The sequence below is a fragment of the Xanthocytophaga flava genome (assembly GCF_030068545.1).
Classification (GTDB): domain Bacteria; phylum Bacteroidota; class Bacteroidia; order Cytophagales; family 172606-1; genus Xanthocytophaga; species Xanthocytophaga flava.
Window position 1 is genome coordinate 220,605 of the sequence record NZ_JASJOR010000001.1, and the last position, 21,061, is coordinate 241,665.

The window sequence follows — 21,061 nt, forward strand, 5'->3', positions numbered from 1 at the left end:
GTATCACCTTTCGGGTGTTTTACCAGAAAACTAAAGATAAAGTTGCAATAGGTAGAAAGAACCTATCAATTTAGATACCAAACTCCGTATTTCTTTTATTAATCAGCTTCACCGAGGATTTGTAAACGAAATGATGTCTTTTTTTACATACGTTTCAGGCTGAAAGTTGGCGATTTTCCAGTAGAAAAACAATTTTACAGGCTGACTAATAGCAGATTAAAGCCAATACATAAATTTATTAATTACTTAAAATCTTACATAGACCGATTCACTATAAGACACCCTATAAAACAAAAAGGCTGGAGAGTATCTCCAGCCTTCTACTTTTAATCGAGCTTTATTTTTATTCGTTTCCGTAAGAAACAGAAGGAATGGCTTTATCTATTTCCCAACGTCCTGTACCTTCTTCACCAATTACCTCAAACAGTTCAAGACAACGGCGAGCTACATATTCCTCTTCACGTTGCTCCTTATGGAACCAGTTTAGGAACTCCACAGTCACATGATCTTTCTCTTTATAACATTTATCTGCAATATTATTGATAGCCTGAGTGGTTTTTACTTCCAATTCCAATGCAGATTCGAATACTTCTCTAAAAGATTCAAATTCCTGAGGAATACCATCTACACTTGGAGATACGGCTGTTCCGCCCATATCACTCACATATTTGAAGAAACGCAACATATGCTCACGCTCATCTTCAGCCTGTTTGTAGAAATGGTCTGCACTGTAGTCGAAACCATTCCGATCACACCAGGAAGCCATCGCCAAATATACAGAAGAGTTGTAAGCTTCCATTTTGATCTGATTGTTTAGCAACGCTTCTACTTCCGTGCCAAGCAAACTTCTTAAACGCATTAAGTCTTTCATATATGTCTATTTTTTAGTCGATTCGAAATATTTTTTTTCGATATCCCAAAGTTCCGTCGTTCTATGCGAACCTCCAAATAATGAGGTGCTTTTTTGAGAAATTTATAAATAATCTGAATAGAAACAAAAAACGCACCCTGTTACACAGAATGCGTTTTTAAAAAAGTTTATATAACTACTCAGAAATAGAATGCCTTAAGCATATACAGGAATACTATATATTCTTTCCTGAATGATACTATTCAATTCAAACATAACAAATGCCCCGGCAAGCAACTCACGGAAGTTGATAATCTCTCTCAACGTCAATACATAACAATGTTCACACGCACATAAGGATATGATTTCTACATCGGTGGTCCGGGAGGTATCTGTAGCCATTTCAGCCAAGTTAATGCTAAAAACAGCGTTTTTTAACCGTTGCAGACAGCGTATATCAAAACGAGCAATCTTGTTTGCAAACTCAACCAACAAAGACTTTTCAACATCTGACTGATAAATACAACCTGACTTTGTACGAAAAACTTCCTGATAAGATTCAGTAATGGCGGGGGCAACTTTTTTACACATTCGACTCATTAATGATTAAGTGCTGTAAAGTTATGTCTTATTTAGACTTAATCCAAACAAAAATCAGTAATAAATTACATGATATAAATCAGTTTTTCTAAAAGGGCGAATTCAGCTAAAAAAACAGATATCCATTGGCTATTATGGGAGAATATGTAATTTTCACCACACAATTAGAATCTCAATCTATTTTCATATATGTCATTTATTTTACCTGTACGGGGTATTATGCCTCAATTTGGACAAGAATGTTTCATAGCGCCCAATGCGACAGTTGTTGGAGAAGTAACTATGAGAGACTATTGCAGCATCTGGTTTAACGCTGTTGTAAGAGGGGATGTTAACTCTATTACCATTGGACATCATACCAACATTCAGGATGGGGCTGTGATCCATTGTACCTACCAGAAACATAAAACTGTTATTGGTAACTATGTTTCTATCGCACACAATGCTATTGTTCATGGCTGTACTATTGAAGATGAAGTACTGGTTGGTATGGGAGCCGTTGTGATGGATGGAGCCATTATCAAGAAAAATGCCATCGTAGCTGCAGGAGCTATTGTATTACAAAATACAGTGATTGAAGAAGGTTGTATTTATGGTGGAAATCCAGCGAAGTTTATTAAAAAAGTAAGTCCGGAACAGGCAGAGGTTTTCCTTCGTACAGCCAATAACTATGTTATGTATAAGGATTGGTTTAAAGAATAAGAGATTATCTTAAGAGCAGATATTGATACCTTTAGTTATCCTATCAAATAAAGTATTTCATATAATCATCAGGATTCTTTACTATGAAATTGTATATGCTGTGATTATTTACTCTATATACAGTTCAATTAAAGCTCTTGTGCTAAAATAGGAAGAAAGAAAAAGTTGAATGGAATTAAGTTCAAGCCCAAATGGACACATCCTTCAACGTAAAAAGTTTTTACATAAAAGTCGAGTGAACCTTTTCTTTTCAACCAACCTGTTTTGAACTCAGCACACAAAATTTCCTGTACTGAGTTCAAAACTATTTACAGCTATTACGCCACAAAACCACACAAAGCATATTCTGCCTCCATTTTTTTCAAAAAAATATCAAGTTAACTAACTAATAAACAACATCTTAGCTCATCATTAGCACTTATCTCAAAAAAAAGTCAATTTTTTTTATGGAAAAAGGCTACTGCCTACACCTATAGATCAGCAGCGCGTTGCAATAGTTTGTTCATTCACTTTAACCATCCATTGATCATGGAAAAAGCAAACACTATTGCCCTTTCACTCAATGATATCATATTTGAGAACCGTAACAAAAGTTATGGTGCCTATCAGTTACGTTCTATTTATGAACGCTATCTGCAACGTGCTACGTTTCTTGGAGTAGTAGCCTTCTCAATTGTACTGGCAATTTTATGGAACATGTTTAAACAGTCTAATGAAGATTTTATTGACCCTAAATTGACTGCACCGGTAACACTTACTACAATAGTAGAACCTCCACCTATTGAAGTACCAATAGAAATACCTCCTCCCCCATCAACTCAGCAACAAGTTGCAACAGTGGATTTGCGGGAGATGAAGGTAACATCACCAGAAGATGCGACACCAAATGAGAATATAACACACATAGAGGATATTGGGGAAAAGGAAATTTCTAATGAAAATCATGAAGGTCCAATCTCTACAGATCTTATGCTTGTTGATCCCAATGAGAATACGAATACTGGTGTTGGAGAATTGATAGATAATCCTGATAACAAAATTTTTACAGCAGTTGAACAAATGCCTGAGTTTCCAGGTGGAAGAGAAGAAATGAACAAATTTCTTTCTAAAAACCTTCGCTTCCCAGCTTCTGCACAACAAAAAGGAGTTTCAGGGGTTGTGTACATAAGCTTTGTAGTGAGTAATACGGGCGCTGTGTCAGATATTAAAGTATTGAAAGGCATTGATGAAGCTTGTGATAAAGAAGCAGTACGTGTAGTAGAGAAAATGCCAAACTGGAAGCCTGGCCGTCAGAATGGTCGCAATGTAACAGTACGTTACTCATTGCCATTACGTTTTGCAATCACTCAATAAGAGAAAACATTGTTCATTCTATAAGAATCTTCCAATGTAAAGTGAAGAGGAGTTTATTGGTTACGTGCAAAAGCCCGCTGGTTCTACCTACGGGCTTTTGTTTTGATAAGAATAACTCTAGCTTTGTCAGTATCAATAACTTTTTTGTACTTCATTTTCTTACCATATCATGAAATTCGCAACCAAAGCTATTCACGCTGGGGTGGAGCCCGATCCAACCACAGGCGCTATCATGACTCCTATTTATCAGACATCCACCTATGTGCAGGAAGCACCTGGCAAACACAAAGGTTATGAATATGCCCGCACACAGAATCCTACCCGTAATGCGTTACAGGCAGCACTGGCAGCACTGGAAAATGGCAAACACGGATTATGTTACGCCTCCGGCCTGGCATCCATAGATGCCATCTTAAAGCTTTTTAAGCCAGGTGATGAAATCATTGCCACTAATGACTTATATGGAGGCACTTACAGAATCTTTACAAAGATTTACAGCAACTTTGGCCTGAAGTTTCATTTTGTGCCTATGCAGGACATGGCCTCTGTTGAAAAATACATCAACGCAAATACCAAGATGCTCTGGCTGGAAACTCCTACCAATCCGCTCATGCGTCTTATTGACATACAGGCAGCTGGTACCTTGGCAAAGAAACACAATGTCCTGTTAGCTGTTGACAATACTTTTGCCACTCCTTATCTTCAACTGCCATTGGAAATGGGAGCTGATATTGTGATGCACTCAGTAACCAAATACCTGGGTGGGCACTCTGATACGGTAATGGGAGCGTTGATTGTCAATGATGATGAACTGGCTCAGCGACTAGCCTTTATCCAGAACGCGAGCGGAGCAGTACCAGGTCCTCAGGATTGTTTTCTGGTATTACGTGGATTAAAAACGCTACATGTACGGATGCAACGTCATTGTGAAAACGGACGGGCTATAGCTGAATATCTTGCCAAACATACGAAGGTAGATACAGTTAACTATCCTGGATTTTCTACCCATCCTGCTAAGAACCAGATGCGTGATTTTGGGGGAATGGTTTCTTTTACATTAAAAGGAGATGATTGGGATGAAGCTTTACGGGTTATGTCCAGCTTCCATGTGTTCTCATTAGGCGAGTCATTAGGAGGTGTAGAAAGCCTTGTTACCCATCCTGCTTCTATGACACATGCCAGCATTCCCAAAGAAGAACGCCTGCAATCCGGATTAAAAGATACGCTTATCCGGTTAAGTGTTGGAATTGAAGATATAGAGGACCTTATTGCTGATTTACAACAGGCAATCGGGTGACGTGGTCAGATCCTTTCTGTAGCTTCTTACTACAGAAAGGATCTCCCTTTATATAGAACCAGTAAATCTAAGCTGATTTGATAGAATACATAGTTCTGCCTGTACGCATATGCATATAAAAATATGTCTGCATCAGGGTCTGAAAGTCTTCCAGACAACGAATTATTAATACAAGATTATTTCTCTCCCGCAGGTAGGTTAACTTACATTTCTCTAATGGAAATATAATCTCTCCAGGTTCTTTAAAATGGAAGATAACACTCTTCCAGGGTCCGACAGACATATCGATCTGTGATATCAAAAATTCATCCTGCGCAACGGGTGCTTCCTCTACTACCTCTTCAAACATTTTTTTGACACGTTCGTAAGATACCTGAAATAAATCAGGAAGATTTTCTTTCATCCATGCTTCACATTGAATACGAAGCCAGTGAGAATATAACTCTTTCATAGGGAGTTATGTTAAAGTTTAGAGAATGTATAGACTTTCAAAACAGTGGTTACGAAAGATAGCAACTTGATATATCAAATTTAGTATTTTTTCGACAAAAAATATAAATTCTTCGACTAAAAAATTACGCGTGTAACAAGCCCCTTTCGTCAGAATGAAAAATTATAATTTTCAGTAAACCACACATCTTTCCTAAGAAATCTTAACTTGCCAGCATGATTGCCAAAAAGCCTTATCTAATGTTCTCAGTGGCATTTTTACTATGGATTGGTAAGGATGAATCTATTTACAGTCTACAAAAAAGCATGCAATTATCAAATTTTCATCAGCAATTATTTGACAATTATTCCAGGTATTATGAATCAAGGGTCAAATATCGACGCTTCAAACATCAGGATCTGGTTGTATTACTTGACAAGTTTAAAAAAAATAACATCTTAAGTAATAGTATTACAGGGAAATCCTATCAAAAACGGGATATTTACCTTCTTAAAGCTGGTACTGGAAAGACCAAGATACTGCTCTGGTCGCAGATGCATGGCGATGAAGCAACAGCCACTATGGCCTTGCTGGACATATTTAATTTCCTGACAGCCAATGACGAATTGAATACCTTCCGGGAAAAAATTTTGTCAGAAACTACAGTATACTTTGTTCCTATGTTAAATCCCGATGGGGCTGAACCATTTGAACGTCGTACAGCGCAATGCATTGATATGAACAGAGATGCTTTGCAATTGCAAACTCCCGAAGCCAAACTACTGAAGCAACTCCAACACGATCTCAAACCGGATTTTGGTTTCAATCTGCATGATCAGAATACGCATTATACAGCAGGTGCCACCCGTAATCCAGCAACCATTACATTCTTAGCACCGCCTATAGATGCTCAAAATACAATAAATGATGTTCGTAAAAGAGCCATTCAATTAATTGTTCAGCTGAATCAGCATATACAAACCTTTATTCCTAATCAGGTAGGGCGCTGGTCAGATGAATATGAGCCTCGTGCATTTGGTGAGAATATGCAAAAATGGGGAACCAGCACTATTTTAGTAGAATCAGGAGGCTACCCGAATGATCCTGAAAAACAGTTTATTCGTAAACTAAACTTTATAGTATTACTGGATGCATTTTATCAGATAGCCACTCAAAGCTATCAGAATGAGAAACTGGAGCCATATGCAAGTATTCCTCCCAATGAAAAAAGGCTATTCGACCTATTAATCAAGAATGTGAAGGTAAAGGATAGTGTAGTAGACATTGGTATTATTCATAATGAAACTACAGTAGGTTCTTCATTTTATTATAGCGGTCAAATTTATGATTGGGGAGATCTGTCTGTATTTTATGGGTATGAAGAGTTAAATGGGCAAAAGCTTCAGGTAAAGGAAGGAAAACTGTATCCTCAAAAACTATCAGTGATAGACGATGTAGCCAGATTGCCTATAGCTGAATTATTACAGCAAGGGTATCTGGCAGTACAAGTTGATCAGATTACACCTGAACAACGGACTACACATACATTGCCTATACATATTATTTCTGCTAAAGAGGATTTTAACTCCAAAATAGGAGAAGGCAAAGAAGCAAACTTTTTCCTAACAGAAAACGGAAAGATTCGTTATGCAGTCGTTAATGGATTTTTACATAAAGTTGAGCCCTGACTTCCAGTATTGAAGCTACACTCAGGATTATTATTCATTCTTTTATTCAATAGTTTAGAAAATGGCATTAAATTACGTCTGGATCGCCTTTTTTCTTATTGCATTTCTTGTTGCACTCTTTAAGCTTATTTTTCTGGGCGATACCCAGATCTTTAAGCTTATCATTGATGGCACATTTGATACAGCCAAAATTGCCATTATGGATATTGCACTCCCTTTGGCTGGCATTATGACGTTTTTTTTGGGAATTCTGAATATAGGTGAGAAAGCGGGAGCCATTCAGTTTCTATCACGTATTATTGGGCCTTTCTTTAATCGTCTTTTTCCGGAAGTACCCAAAGATCATCCAGCCAGCGGACACATGATGATCAATTTCTCAGCTAATATGCTGGGACTGGATAACGCTGCGACTCCCTTTGGATTACGTTCGATGAAAAGCCTTCAGGAACTAAATCCAGAAAAAGAAGTAGCCTCCAATGCTCAGATTATGTTTCTGGTACTACATACGGCAGGTCCGGTACTGATCCCTCTCAGTATTATGGCTCAACGTACATTATTAGGTGCGGCCAACCCTTCCGATGTTTTTATTCCCTGTCTGATTGGTACCTATATCACCACACTTATAGGTATGATTGTAGTTGCTCTCTGGCAAAAGATCAATCTGTTACATCCTGTGATGCTGGCATGGATAGTTGGATTTACAGGAATTATAGCACTATTACTCTGGTATCTGTCAGGTTTGGATAAAACCCAACTGGAGGTGTTTTCACAGGTAGCAGGTCCATTGCTCCTGTTTGTGATTATGGTGGCCTTTATTCTGGGTGGCATACGTAAAAAGATAAATGTATTCGATGCCTTTATCGAAGGAGCCAAAAACGGATTTGAAGATTCCTTAAAGATCCTACCTTATCTTATAGGTATGTTGGTAGCAATCAGCATATTCCGCAATTCCGGCTCGCTGGCATACGTTGTTGATGGTATAGGCCATTTGCTTGCGATGACGGGTGTCAATACAGACTTTGTACCTGCCTTACCTGTTGCTATTATGAAACCCTTTAGTGGCAGTGGCGCACGCGGCCTGATGATAGATGTGATGAAAACCTACGGAGCAGACTCTTTTCCTGGACGGGTAGCCTGTATCTTCAACGGCTCAGCAGATACCACGTTTTATATTATTGCCTTGTATTTTGGGTCTGTAGGTATCAAAAAAGTACGCTATGCAATTGTAGCTGGTATTATCGCAGATATTGTGGGTGTCATTGCCGGTATATTTCTGGGGTATCTGTTCTTTCACTAACAATCAGCATGAATCAACCCGAATATAAGGCAATGATTTTCTTTGGAGAAGTCGTATTGCATGTGCATAGTTTGTTGCATACTATTTTTTGTAAAGTCAAAACAAATTCACTGATCCGTGGACAGATTGCCTGTTGAACATAGCAGTTTTGCGCGTAAGAATAACTCCAATCATTTTTTAATTTACGTATAACTGACAGCAGATTTTATTTTTGACCAGAACTTTGATCATGTTGGCTATTGCGTATAGTTCACCGCACTATCATTAGGCTGCAGTAGATAATGCACAGGTCAATAATGTTGAACAGGGAAATCAGAACAGATAATACCAGAGCCTAAGACGTATTCTGAGGCAAAAATTGTATTTTCTTTATAGTACACGCTTTGTTTTTTAGCTTTTTCCTTATTTTACTAAACTAAAAAATGAGCTAAAAAAAAGCCGGTTTTTTAGCTCATTTTTTAGCTAACCTTTTATTTACCCATTTTCAACAAACAACATAACAGCTTATAAAACAAAAACTTACCCCAAGACACCCTACTTAGTTTTTAGCTTACTTTTTGGATCTTTTTAGCTTTTTTTAGTTTTTTTTGTTTTTTAGTTCATGTGTTCCCTCCCTATAGGGAGGGAACACATGAACTAAAAAACGTATCAGGGTAAATTAACAAGATGACAAGTAACTGCCTTCTTCTCTGCATTGACACATGTATATCAATATAGCTATACGTTGTTTTATCATGTTTTCACCTTTAATTTATAGAACAGGTAGTTTACCTCATTGATAAATGACCTGGTCGTAGAAACGTTGCTGTAAGGAAGTAAGATGCCTTCTAAAAACAAAGCCTACACTCTTTAGGAAGTGCAGGTTTTGTTACTTCTTTGATAACAAGATAAATTTACCTTTTTGAAGATATGATAAATCTATAATCTGTAAATCATTTTCCTGCTTTGGTAAACTTCCGGATTGTTTCTACCTCCTGTTGCTGATAGGGTGTGCCATCCGGACGGAATATATCATGAAACCATAGTTTTGGCTCTTCCCCACTAGGTAATGGTTCATCCCATGCATAGATAGTATTCGTTTTTCCTTTTACCAGTCCCCAGTTAATAGCCCCTACCTTGTATTTGTCAAATATAGGCAGACATCCTTCGAAAGTGCTTTTATGTTTACGAGCCATGTATTCTGTACAAATCAACGGTCTTTTGTAGGTAGCTTGTAAGTCTTTGATTTGCGCCTCAAGTTTTTCAGGCGTCACATAATTATGGAAAGTAATAATATCCGAGCTATTCAGCATTATTTCATTACTCATCGGATGATCATGCCACCAGCCTGCTGTCAGTGGTTGAGAAGGATTGACAGCTCTGGCCCATTCAAATGATTTTTTCAACAATGGCACTACCGCATCCAGATAACCAGAATTGGAGGGTTCATTAAACAAATCCCATACCAACACACGTGAATCATTGGCAAATGCGCCTATAATTCCTTTTGTGTAATCTTCCAGTTTACCCCAGGTGCGAGAGTCAAACAACATTTGTGTGCCAGGGCAACGCAACCATCCGGAATTGTGAACGCCGGTTTTAGGTTCAGGTTGTTTGCCAGCTTTTGGGTTGTCATTCCAGCAGGAGTCAAACAAGACAAACATAATTTTGATATGATGCTTATCTGCAATCGTCAGAAACTCATTGATGCGTTTCAGAAAACCTTCTTTATCTGTATCATAGGGGATGTTATGTAAAAATACCCTCATGATATTCATGCCTAAACTTTCTGCCAAGGCAAGTTCCCTATCAATTGTCTGTGGATCAAAGGTATCAGCCTGCCACATCTCCAGTTCATTAACCGCTGTAGATGGAATAAAATTGGCTCCAACTAAAAATGGCTGTTTAGCATACCAAGCATTGGCTTTCTCAATAGTCCAGCGACCTGCTTGTACGGGTTGACTGGTCCGGGGTTGCCTGGGTGACTTTGTTTGTGCTACCCCAACAAAAACGGATGCATTCAAACACAGCAAAAAAAGTAATACTATCTTTTTCATAAAACTGAATAGAGGGAAAACGTATAATTGAGATTAGGTGTACTTATTCATTATCAAGGCACTACAGGAAAGGCAACGATACGTACTTTGGTACATCCATAAGGAATCAATGTAATCTTTTCTGTCTGGTTTTCTACTTTTCCTTTGTAAATCCCAGACCGTTCCGTTACAGGCGAAGGGGCTACATCATTGACAATCTTCCAGTCTGGAATCTTTTTGGCATCTACAGTAATTTCAATAGGTGCATTAGTCAGATTCCAGATAAACTGATCCGATACAGGCTTCACCTTTTTTATTGATACAGACTGAAAAGGTTCGGCAACAGTCTTTGCCACTATTCCATAGTTCCAGTCACCTACAGGAAAGACATTAAAATAATCGCCTTCTTCTTTCTGACTTTCTTTCTCCCATCGTTCACCCAGCTTTAATGCATAGACCAATGGTCCATGTTCCAAAGCCCGCGTGTTACGTCCCCAGGTTGAGAACTGAGCCTGCATAGGTAACTCCAGGGTTAGTTTATCCTTGTCTTTCCATGTATGGTTAATAGTTATTACCTGTCCTCCTTTTTCTGTACGTAGTTTTTGTCCATTCAACAAGATAGTTGCTTCCTTACACCAGGAAGGAATGCGTAGTTGCAAAGGAAAGCTAACTTCTTTCTTTGTAGAGAATGCAAATTGAATAGACTCTTCAAAAGGAAAGGTTGTTGTTTCAGTAATGGTAACTTCCTGTTGAGTCTTCCCTACTTTAGCGACAATCTGATTAGGACCATATTCCAATGCAGCCAACCCTTTATCAGGAGTACCATACCACATATGGGCAACAAACTTTGTCCACCCCTGATGCATATTTGCCAGACAACAGGTATAACCACTACGCATACCGTAGACATTGTTCATTTCCCGATCAAAGGGTAAGGAAAAGTTAAATACTCCACGTTTTACCTGTACCTGATTGGCAATCTGAAAGTATTGCTTGGCATTGTAGTCATCCGTTGTCTGAGTAGGCAGCGCATTGAATGTCATCCGTTCCAATGCATCCATATAGTGGATATCTCCCGTAATTCCGATAATCTCTTCCAGTGAAAACATTGATTCTACAATAGCACAAAGTTCTGTTCCCTGGACCGGATCATTTCCATGTAAATCTTCATCAGCCGAAAAAATACCCATAGGTAAACCATGTAAGGTCATCAGGTCATGAAAACCTGTGCTTAAACCTGACAGATATTTTTTATCGCCGGTACGCTGGTAAGTTATAGCGGGCGACTTTATGGCCATTCCCACATTGACACCATGACGACTCATCCAGTTTTCATTATCCTGATAAGCAGCAGCGCGGATGACCCAATCCCGGTTTGTCAGCCAGGTATTCCACTCAAATGACTGCGACTCAATCAGTGCAGCCAACTCCAGTAGCGAGGCTTCTTTCGTAATACCATACAGCCATTGGGCAATCATGGCATTGTCAATGCCTCGGGAAGCAGACCAGTCAGTCCATTTTCCAATAGGGCATTTTTTGAGTGACTGCAACTGGTAGTTAAAGAAACGACTCATAAACGGAATCACCCGTTTGTCCTGTGTAGCAGTATAATACTGTTTCAATACTTTCAGCATCACCATTTTAGGCCACCAGTCTTCCCCTAACTGACAGGAGTCAACAGTTATGGCAGCTCCTTTCTCCCGCTCTGCTTTCGTGATAGGACCAAAATATCCGGAAGGGCGTTGATGAGTTAGCGTCCATTCAATGTATCGGTTCACTTTATTCTTTAAAACCGGATCATTGAGTAGATAGGCAAGTGGCACTGCCCCATCCAGCCAGTAAGGAGTTTCTTCCCAGCCATCTCCTTTTCCTCCCAGCCAACCATTGTCATCTTTGATCTTTCCATATACTTCATCCAGATGTCCGGTTGTTCCATCCCGCATAATCTGAAGCTGATGCAGAAGCCACCCTTTGGGTTTGACAGCTCCAAGAGGTAATTCTGTATAGGCAGGAGATTGTATGGTTTGTGCTTTCAGAGAAGACGAATGACCGAAAAAAACAAATACTATTGATAGAAAAAACAGAGAAATAGTGTAACGTAGATAGATATTCATGAATGAACGGGTAGTAAATCCTGATTAAATTCAACCCAATAAACCAAAAATACTATATTTATCCTATGAAAAATTTCATCAGTCCAAAGAAAGACATGAGTTATTGATACCTATCCTGGAGGAGTTTGGGAGAAACAATCAGGTTACAGCATCCAGAACTATTCCATCTGTCTGTAAGTTTTAATTATATAAATCTCTGATTTACTCTTGTTGACTGTTGGTTTATACCTAAGGTTTTTACTTTCTTTGGGGTATTAATTCATAAGTATTCCTTTAGACAAAGACAGTTATCTTATTCTGAAAATATATGCGACACCTCCTGAAAGTTCATCCATCGGACAATGTCATTGTAGCACTGACTGACTTATCCAAAGGGCAAACGCTGACATACGAAGGCGAGACCTACATCTTGCAAGATAACATACAGCAAAAGCACAAGTTTGTCACTGAGGATCTGAATACCGGAGATCCTGTCATTATGTATGGTGTATTGGTAGGCAAAGCCATGCATCCGATTCCAAAAGGAGGGTTAATCCATACACAAAACCTCAAACATGCTGCTGCAGATTACTCTGGAAAGCAGAAAGACTATACATGGACTCCTCCGGATGTTTCCAAATGGAAGGACAGAACATTTATGGGATATCTTCGTTCAGATGGACGGGTAGGCACTGCTAATTACTGGTTATTTGTGCCTACTGTATTCTGTGAAAACCGGAACCTGGAAGTAATAAAAGAGGCGTTGAATAAGGAGTTGGGTTATGGTCAGAGTGAAAAATACAAGAATTACACCCGTCAACTAATATCCATGTATGAATCAGGACAGTCGCCAGATACTATGTTATCAGCTGACTTGTCTTTGCAGGAAGAAATGTTTCATACCAAACGCCTGTTTCCAAATATCGACGGCATCAAATTTCTGACACACCAGGGTGGCTGTGGAGGTACACGACAGGATTCGGCTGTATTGAGTAAGTTATTGGCTTCTTATGCAGATCATCCAAATGTAGCGGGAGTTACAGTATTAAGTCTGGGTTGTCAGCACTTGCAGATGGATGACTTCAAACAGGAAATATTTCAGCGTAACTCCAAATTTGATAAACCTCTGTTAATGTTTGAACAACAAAAGAGCCAATCGGAAGAAAGTCTGATTTCAGAAGCGATCAAGCAAACTTTTGTACACTTGGTTAAAGCCAATACACAACAACGCCAGCCGGCTCCTTTAAGCAAAATGGTATTGGGTGTAAAATGTGGTGGTTCTGATGGTTTTTCGGGTATATCAGCCAACCCCGCAGTTGGTTATGCAGCTGACTTGCTGGTAGGTTTGGGTGGCACTGTATTACTGGCTGAGTTTCCAGAGCTCTGTGGTGTAGAGCAGGAGCTTGCCGACAGATGCATCAACAATGAGATTGCGGCTAAGTTTGTTCACCTGATGAAATCCTATAATGCACAGGCTGAATCTGTAGGCTCTGGCTTCCATGCCAACCCTTCACCTGGCAACATTCGGGATGGACTGATTACAGATGCTATCAAGTCAGCAGGCGCAGCAAAAAAAGGAGGCACTGCTCCTATTGTAGATGTGCTCGACTATACAGAACCAGCTACCAAGCAGGGTCTGAATCTGGTATGCACTCCTGGTAATGATGTAGAAGCAACTACAGGAAAAACGGCATCAGGCTCTACCCTGATTTTATTTACGACAGGTCTGGGTACACCAACAGGTAATCCGGTATGTCCTGTTATTAAGGTAGCCACAAACAGTGATCTGGCTCGTCGTATGGCTGATATTATTGATATTGATACTGGCGATATTATTACAGGACAAACGACCATTGAACAAAAAGGGGAAGAGATTCTGGAATATTGTATTCGTGCAGCCAGCGGTCTGGAAAAGATTAAATCTGTTGAACTGGGACAAGATGACTTCATTCCATGGAAACGTGGGGTAAGTCTGTAAACGTAAAAAATTGACACTCTTTTATAATTAATACAACCTATTACTCATTCTGTTTTTATTCGTTTCATGTTTTCTCTTACTCATAAAACAGCTGTCATCACAGGCGGAGGCAGTGGCATTGGGCAGGCAATAGCCCGCTTATTTGCTAAACAAGGTGCCGAAGTTATTATTCTGGATCTGAATGAAACAGGTGCCAGCCAAACTGTAACTGATATTCTCAGAGAAGGTGGCAAAGCTGTATTTTACCGTTGTGATGTATCAGATCAGTCTGAAGTAAAGAAAGTGCTTGATCTGGCATCCAAAGTAGATATTCTGGTTAACAGTGCCGGCGTCTCTCATGTCGGAAAGCTTGAAAACACTTCTGAAGCAGATTTTGACCGCATTTTCAGGGTAAATGTAAAGGGCGTCTATAATTGTATGTCTGTAGCTGTTGAAAAAATGAAAAAACAGGGAGGCGGCGTTATTCTAAACCTGGCATCAGTTGCTTCTTCAGTAGGTATACCGGATCGGTTTGCCTATTCAATGAGTAAAGGAGCTGTATTAACAATGACTCTCTCTGTAGCAAGAGATTATATTGATCAGAAGATACGTTGTAACTGCATTTCACCAGGGCGAGTACACACACCGTTTGTGGATGACTTCCTGAAAAAGAACTATGCAGGGCAGGAAAAGGAGATGTTCGAAAAACTGGCAAAGACTCAACCTATAGGACGGATGGGTACACCAGAAGAGATGGCAACTCTGGCATTGTATCTCTGTTCAGATGAAGCTGGATTTGTAACAGGTGCAGATTATTCCATAGATGGCGGATTTGTTTCGCTTAAATAAAGAACTGGTTTAAACTGCTTTTATATTTACATAAGTCATTCCAAATTTTGGATGGGAATCTGTTTTATAAAATCAGCGGTTATGCTTCCGAAAAGTATAAGCGCTGATTAGTTTTTCAGAAATCTCTCTTCCTGAGTTTACTCAGATTCCTTTTCATCACTCTACTTGTGGCATCCTACTTTTTTGCTTGTCCAAAAAAGTAGGCAAAAAAAGACTCTTTTCTCCGATCCTTCCCCCACAAGGCCAAAGGCCAACCTCGCGGAGAAAAGATTGCCAACGCACCTACACTACCTTTCGCGATCAAAGGAATCTACCCTCTCTTTGTGGCTTGAGTTATTAATACTGCTTTTTCTAAAATTTGGGCTGAATCAGCTTTCTGCTATTAGGGTTATTTCATTCCAGATCATCCAGAAATTGCTGGTAAGCTCCTTTTAATTCTCTGTTTGCATTTCGGTTGCCAGCAGCTTCACTTACTTCGATTCCTTTCTTAAAGGTGTTCTCAGCCTCTTCATTGCGTCCCAGATCTGCATATAATTTAGCGGCATGGTAGTAGGTGCCTACATAATCCGGATGCTCTGTCAGGAGCTTTTCATAATACGTCAGAGCCTTCTGCACATCAGATTTCAGGTATTCAGTTGCTATGGCATATAAAGTAAAAGGATCATTGGGATCTTCCTTCAAAAAATCAAATAGTTGCTCAAGTCTGTTCATTGTATAAATAAAATTAATCTTCTGCTTGCTCTTCTGTCTCAAAGGTAAAGCTTCTTTGAATGGCAAAACAAATTCCTGCTTCAGTTTGTATTCCACTCACAACCAACTACTTTCCAATTCAACATACAAATATCACACTCTGTAACACATTTTTGTATTTTTCGGTTGATCTTTATGACTCTTCACATGAAGATTCTTTTATATTTGCACTGTTACGTTACAGAACAATGAATGGTATTCAGGAATCGTTCTGTAGGTATTTCAATTTTTACTAAATAACCATTTTTATTGCTTATGAAAATCTTAGTCTGTATTACTCATGTTCCCGACACGACAACTAAAATTGCCTTTACTGATAATAATACCAAATTAAATAAGGCTGGAGTGCAGTTTATTACAGGTCCCTATGATGATTATGCATTATCCCGTGCCATTGAATTGAAGGAAGCTCAAGGAGGAACTGTAACAGTTCTGAATGTTGGAGAAGCGGATACAGAACCGACCATTCGCAAGGCACTGGCAGTAGGAGCTGATGACGCTATCCGCATCAATGCAGAGCCAACAGATGCTTATTTTGTTGCAGAACAGATTGCCAATATCGCCCGTCAAAATAGCTACGATCTGATTCTGATGGGTAGAGAATCCATCGACTTCAATGGTGGTCAGGTTCATGGTATTGTGGGCGAGATGCTGGGTATTCCATCTGTTTCACCTGTTATGAAACTGGATATTGAAGGTACAACAGCCAAGATGGCACGTGAGATTGAAGGTGGAAAAGAATATGTGGAGGTATCTCTCCCACTGGTAGCTGGCTGCCAGGAGCCTATTGCGGAATGGAAAATACCTAATATGCGTGGTATTATGTCGGCCCGCACAAAACCTCTTCAGGTGATAGAGCCATCCTCTAAAGATACACTTACTCAAGTTGCCGAGTTTCAGTTGCCTGCCCCTAAAGGTGCGGTTAAAATGATCCCTGCAGAAAATGCAGAACAACTAATTTCTTTACTAAAAAATGAAGCGAAAGTGATATAAGGCCCGACTTTTGCTTTACCCCAACTATGCAAATAATTTTAAATTAACACGTAAATTTTATCTAAACTACACTATGAAAAAGTTAATCATTCTTGCATCATTTGTTATTCTTGCTTTTACTCAGCAATCATTTTCTCAGGCTCCTGTTGTTCCGAAATATGAATACATGCAGGTAACAACGATTGAGTCACTGGTTGCCGGAGGTATGGGTCGTTCACGGATGATTTCCACAGATCCAAATGGAAAACTACAGGAACTTCCATTAGAAAATTTCTTTAGCCTGGGTGGTATCAATTTTTCGAATGTTCGAAACAATGACAAAGTTATCACAGACAAGATCAATGAGTTAGCAGATCAGGGATGGGAAGTGGCGCAGGTATCTACCGGAGCGACAGATGATTCCGGAAAAGGGATCTTCATTACGCGTTATCTGATGAGAAGGCCGAAGAAGTAAAACAAGATTTCAAAACAAGAATGTTACAATTCTATTAAACGCCAGGTAGCACAAAAGCTATTCTGGCATTCTCAAGTTGAATCTATTATTAAAATTCTGATATGTCTGTTCTTGTTTTTATAGAAACTGCTGAAGGCGCAGTTAAAAAATCAGCCTTGGAAGCCACAGGATATGCGGCAGAAATAGCAAAAAAAACAGGTACCACTACCACTGCTATTGTCATTGGAGCAATCGATGCAGGTGAACTGGATAGTGTAGGAAAGTCAGGTGCCAATAAAATTCTGCATGCTACAGATGATCGCCTGAATGTCCCAAGCAGTCAGTCATATGCTACTACTATAGCACAGGCCGCTGAGAAAGAAAATGCGGAAGTTGTAGTTCTGGCTAAATCAGCCTTAACAGATGCTATTGGAGCAAGACTGGCAGCTAAGTTAAAGGCAGGTCTTGCATCTAACGTTACAGAACTACCAGACCTAAGCAATGGGTTTAAAGTGAAACGCAGCATTTACACCGGAAAGGCTTTTGCAGTAACCGAAATGAAATCTGCCAAAAAGATTCTGACCATTAAGAAAAATGTGTTTACCCCAGAAGAAACAGGTAGTGTAGCTCCTATTGAAGCATTTACCCCTACTTTATCTGAAGCAGAGTTTGCTATTAAAGTCACAGGCGAAGAGAAAGCTTCAGGAGAAATATCTCTGACTGAAGCTGATATCGTTGTATCCGGAGGTCGTGGTCTGAAGGGTCCGGAAAACTGGGGGATCATTGAAGAGCTGGCTCATGCATTACATGCAGCAACCGGATGTTCTAAACCTGTATCAGATTTAGGATGGAGACCGCACCACGAACACGTAGGACAAACTGGGATCAAGGTAAGCCCGAATCTGTATATCGCTGTAGGTATTTCCGGAGCTATTCAGCACCTGGCAGGTGTCAATTCCTCTAAAGTGATTGTGGTAATTAACAAAGATCCGGAAGCACCATTCTTCAAAGCTGCGGATTATGGCATTGTGGGGGATGCATTTGATGTCCTTCCCCGCCTGACTAAGGCAGTGCAGGCAGCCAAATAAATCTGCTTTTATTTAGTAAACCTCTGACATTTTGCTCATTCATGGAATGAGAGTAAACTTGTCAGAGGTTTTTTTATTTCAGAAAAGAGCTATACATTTCTGATTCAACACATAAAATTATGGGAATGATCTGGTGATTAATTTTTGTTATCCATAAAATATTATAAAATTGCAACCGGAAATCCGATATCTGACTATTGCTATAAATTAACGTACGAACGTGGATAAAATTAAATTAGAAATATTAGGACTATCTTCCAGTCAATCACAGTCAGGATCTTTTGCATTGGTGTTAGGTGAAGAACGTGGCAACCGTCGCTTACCAATTATTATTGGCATGTTTGAGGCTCAGGCTATTGCTATTGAAATTGAGAAAATTGTTCCCAACCGGCCTATGACGCATGATTTGTTTAAGTCATTTGCACAATCCTTTAAATTTTCTATTCTGGAGATTGTGATATCTGACTTGCGCGAAGGAGTATTCTATGCAAAGATTGTGTGTACAGATGGAGTGAAGATGATAGATATTGATGCTCGGCCATCAGATGCCATTGCTATTGGGCTAAGATTTGGAGTGCCTATCTATACTTTTGAACCCATTTTATCGGAAGCAGGCATTGTACTTACAGAGCCGGAAGAAGATGAAACATTGGTAAGTAAGGATGAGGAGACAAAAAAGAATCCTGTAAAAAAATCGGGTACCTCTGAACAACTGAAAGATATTTCCAGCGATCAACTCAAAACTATGCTGGATGAGGCACTGGAAAAAGAAGATTATGAACGTGCAGCCAAAATCCGTGATGAATTGAATAAAAGAAACTAATATAAAAATAAAAACCCTTTTCCTGAGAAGAGGGTTTTTATTTTTATAGCTCACTTACAACCTTTACTGACAGGTGATAGAGCGAAATTCTGGCTCTTTCTTTCCAAAAAGTTCCCAGTTGCCATAAGCCTCAAAACATCCCTTTGTAGGTACTTCCCAGCTTTGCTTTCCAAGTTTCTTCCACTTGTTTACATCTTTGTACTCTGCTTCCATAGTAATTTTATAACTACCGGCAGGCACTGTAACTGATTTGTTACTTCCGGTTCCGATACCTCCACTCTCCAGTTTCTGATCCGCATTATCTTTATCCTTAAAAGATACAGTATACTGCACATCCCAGCCTATACCTCCCTGAGTTCCTGTATTATTTGTTAGTGACACAACAGCTTCGGGGACCAGAGTACGGGTACATGCTTCTATAGTATATTGTGTTGTATATCCCATACGGGCTACCTGATTGTCTTTCAGGAAGCGTACCGTGTACTGGATTGGAACACCTGGATTCTGAATCGTATATAAGCTATTTTTATCATTTATATATCCTGCCAGTTCACCATAACTTCGTGCACTCACAGATCTTGAATTTATAGCAGCATTTTTCCCCACACTTGTCAGTATAATGGTAGCATTGGCTAGAATATTTTTCACTTTGGTCTCTGTATCCCCACTTACACTCGTTACACCAGTTGCATATTGTAAGGCAACCTCTACATCTTCGGGAGTAACAGACAATGATGTTTCCATACGAAACAGAATTATACGTCCATATGTCACGGTCTGAATATAGGCAGGGGGAGCCTCATTACTAACTACTGCTTTGATTTTAGAAACAGTTTCATCAATAGTTGCAATGTCACTATCCTGACCAAATACAACCGCAGGCGAATTGGGTTCTGGCATTGAAGCGGTATAAAAGCCTTGTTTTACCACCATCATGGCAACTTTTTTTGCTGAAGATGATGGATAATTAAATTGTGAAGCAATCGTACTGTTTGCCCAGGTTGTATTCATATTCAGATCCATTGCTACTTGCTGAGCAGAATAGGAAGGTGCTGTCTTATACGAAGTATAGTTTGGATTTACATATCCTTCCTGATAGGCATTTGCATTCCACCAGTTCAAGGCATTCGTGACAGCGTTTTGTATAGCTGTATCTGAAGGATTCTCCACTGTTACAGAGCCATTGTCCCCTATGCCTGGCAGATCTATCTTGATATTCACAGGATTCCGGGCAATTTTTATTGTATCCGGATCGCCATCTAGTAGAGAAGCATTTCCTTTGACCAATGCCCCAGGCCAGATATTTCCATGTAGAGGCCGAAGTATGGTGATAGCTTCTTTATTAGTCTGCAAAGTGTAAATAGTCTTTCCACATGTAGTAATATATCCCCCAGATTGGCTGGATGACCCATTTTCAGAACCTGTTTCCACACGTTTATCAGGCTCATTTCCTATATTCTGAACATTGAGCAATTTAGCCGGATCATAGTCCAGAGAGTTAATCAACGAACTCACATTCTGAGTAAAAGGATCTGTTTCTTCTTTTTTGCAGCTACTCACAAAATAGACAATTACAAGTAGAAAGCCAGAAATCAGTTTTCGGGATTGTAACAAGTTTGAATACATACTTATGCTGTTATATAAATAAATTGGCTATACTATATGGTGTAATACCCATTCAACAAGTTATATCATAAAAAATAATGCCTGTCAAGCAGATATATCTTTACAGGCATCACATATAAAATACGCTTGACGAAAAGGCATTATCTGATATAAACAGACAAGGCAGTAAAAGAGAAAAGCTCTATTCCGGATTAGAATAGAGCTTTTCTCTTTTATG

At 39.4% G+C, this 21,061-nt stretch carries 18 protein-coding genes; 11 read left to right on the top strand and 7 right to left on the bottom strand.

Annotation, left to right across the window (positions count from 1 at the left end):
- Positions 1-343: 343 nt before the first annotated feature.
- Together QNI15_RS00960 and QNI15_RS00965 are read right to left on the bottom strand one after the other, a co-directional pair.
- Complete coding sequence (locus tag QNI15_RS00960) at positions 344-871, bottom strand: ferritin (protein WP_313974883.1); 528 nt, start codon at positions 869-871, stop codon at positions 344-346.
- A gap of 195 nt (positions 872-1,066) precedes the next feature.
- Positions 1,067-1,441 (bottom strand): hypothetical protein, encoded by a 375-nt coding sequence (locus QNI15_RS00965; RefSeq protein ID WP_313974885.1) that lies wholly within the window; start codon positions 1,439-1,441, stop codon positions 1,067-1,069.
- A gap of 198 nt (positions 1,442-1,639) precedes the next feature.
- Here QNI15_RS00965 and QNI15_RS00970 point away from each other — a divergent pair, with 198 nt between their 5' ends.
- From QNI15_RS00970 to QNI15_RS00980, 3 genes are all read left to right on the top strand, one after another.
- A complete protein-coding gene (locus tag QNI15_RS00970; protein WP_314030068.1) occupies positions 1,640-2,152 on the top strand; it encodes a gamma carbonic anhydrase family protein in 513 nt (170 codons plus the stop codon).
- 528 nt (positions 2,153-2,680) lie between these two features.
- Positions 2,681-3,505, top strand: coding sequence for an energy transducer TonB (locus tag QNI15_RS00975; protein ID WP_314003798.1), 825 nt, complete (start codon positions 2,681-2,683; stop codon positions 3,503-3,505).
- 169 nt (positions 3,506-3,674) lie between these two features.
- On the top strand, positions 3,675-4,802 hold the full coding sequence (locus QNI15_RS00980; protein WP_314030070.1) for a trans-sulfuration enzyme family protein: 1,128 nt from the start codon (positions 3,675-3,677) through the stop codon (positions 4,800-4,802).
- Between the two features lie 67 nt (positions 4,803-4,869).
- Here the strand turns inward: QNI15_RS00980 and QNI15_RS00985 are convergent, their stop codons facing one another.
- Positions 4,870-5,253, bottom strand: coding sequence for a hypothetical protein (locus QNI15_RS00985; RefSeq protein ID WP_313974891.1), 384 nt, complete (start codon positions 5,251-5,253; stop codon positions 4,870-4,872).
- Between the two features lie 305 nt (positions 5,254-5,558).
- Between QNI15_RS00985 and QNI15_RS00990 the strand changes: the two genes are divergently transcribed.
- Complete coding sequence (locus QNI15_RS00990) at positions 5,559-6,920, top strand: M14 family zinc carboxypeptidase (protein WP_314030072.1); 1,362 nt, start codon at positions 5,559-5,561, stop codon at positions 6,918-6,920.
- A gap of 61 nt (positions 6,921-6,981) precedes the next feature.
- On the top strand, positions 6,982-8,217 hold the full coding sequence (locus tag QNI15_RS00995; protein ID WP_313974894.1) for a nucleoside recognition domain-containing protein: 1,236 nt from the start codon (positions 6,982-6,984) through the stop codon (positions 8,215-8,217).
- Positions 8,218-9,149: 932 nt separating this feature from the next.
- Here QNI15_RS00995 and QNI15_RS01000 read toward each other — a convergent pair.
- Together QNI15_RS01000 and QNI15_RS01005 are read right to left on the bottom strand one after the other, a co-directional pair.
- Positions 9,150-10,253, bottom strand: coding sequence for a glycoside hydrolase family 2 TIM barrel-domain containing protein (locus QNI15_RS01000; protein WP_314030074.1), 1,104 nt, complete (start codon positions 10,251-10,253; stop codon positions 9,150-9,152).
- A gap of 53 nt (positions 10,254-10,306) precedes the next feature.
- A complete protein-coding gene (locus tag QNI15_RS01005; protein ID WP_314030075.1) occupies positions 10,307-12,346 on the bottom strand; it encodes a beta-L-arabinofuranosidase domain-containing protein in 2,040 nt (679 codons plus the stop codon).
- A gap of 307 nt (positions 12,347-12,653) precedes the next feature.
- Between QNI15_RS01005 and QNI15_RS01010 the strand changes: the two genes are divergently transcribed.
- Complete coding sequence (locus tag QNI15_RS01010; protein WP_314030076.1) at positions 12,654-14,303, top strand: UxaA family hydrolase; 1,650 nt, start codon at positions 12,654-12,656, stop codon at positions 14,301-14,303.
- A 66-nt stretch (positions 14,304-14,369) separates the two neighbouring features.
- Positions 14,370-15,131, top strand: coding sequence for an SDR family NAD(P)-dependent oxidoreductase (locus tag QNI15_RS01015; protein WP_314003810.1), 762 nt, complete (start codon positions 14,370-14,372; stop codon positions 15,129-15,131).
- Between the two features lie 393 nt (positions 15,132-15,524).
- On the opposite strand, the gene QNI15_RS01020 is transcribed toward QNI15_RS01015, so the two are convergent.
- The gene (locus tag QNI15_RS01020; protein WP_313974904.1) at positions 15,525-15,842 is read right to left on the bottom strand and encodes a tetratricopeptide repeat protein; all 318 of its coding nucleotides are present in this window, start codon (positions 15,840-15,842) and stop codon (positions 15,525-15,527) included.
- A gap of 294 nt (positions 15,843-16,136) precedes the next feature.
- Between QNI15_RS01020 and QNI15_RS01025 the strand changes: the two genes are divergently transcribed.
- The 4 genes from QNI15_RS01025 (at position 16,137) to QNI15_RS01040 (ending at position 19,218) form a co-directional block, all read left to right on the top strand.
- Positions 16,137-16,874 (top strand): electron transfer flavoprotein subunit beta/FixA family protein, encoded by a 738-nt coding sequence (locus QNI15_RS01025; RefSeq protein ID WP_313974906.1) that lies wholly within the window; start codon positions 16,137-16,139, stop codon positions 16,872-16,874.
- 73 nt (positions 16,875-16,947) lie between these two features.
- Positions 16,948-17,328: a hypothetical protein gene (locus QNI15_RS01030; RefSeq protein ID WP_313974908.1), complete on the top strand. Its 381-nt coding sequence runs from the start codon at positions 16,948-16,950 to the stop codon at positions 17,326-17,328.
- 101 nt (positions 17,329-17,429) lie between these two features.
- Positions 17,430-18,395 (top strand): electron transfer flavoprotein subunit alpha/FixB family protein, encoded by a 966-nt coding sequence (locus QNI15_RS01035; RefSeq protein WP_313974910.1) that lies wholly within the window; start codon positions 17,430-17,432, stop codon positions 18,393-18,395.
- Between the two features lie 220 nt (positions 18,396-18,615).
- Entirely contained in the window at positions 18,616-19,218 is a 603-nt protein-coding gene (locus tag QNI15_RS01040; protein ID WP_313974912.1) for a bifunctional nuclease family protein, read from the top strand.
- 63 nt (positions 19,219-19,281) lie between these two features.
- On the opposite strand, the gene QNI15_RS01045 is transcribed toward QNI15_RS01040, so the two are convergent.
- Positions 19,282-20,844, bottom strand: a complete 1,563-nt coding sequence (locus tag QNI15_RS01045; RefSeq protein ID WP_314030077.1) for a thiol-activated cytolysin family protein — start codon at positions 20,842-20,844, stop codon at positions 19,282-19,284.
- Between the last annotated feature and the right edge of the window lie 217 nt (positions 20,845-21,061).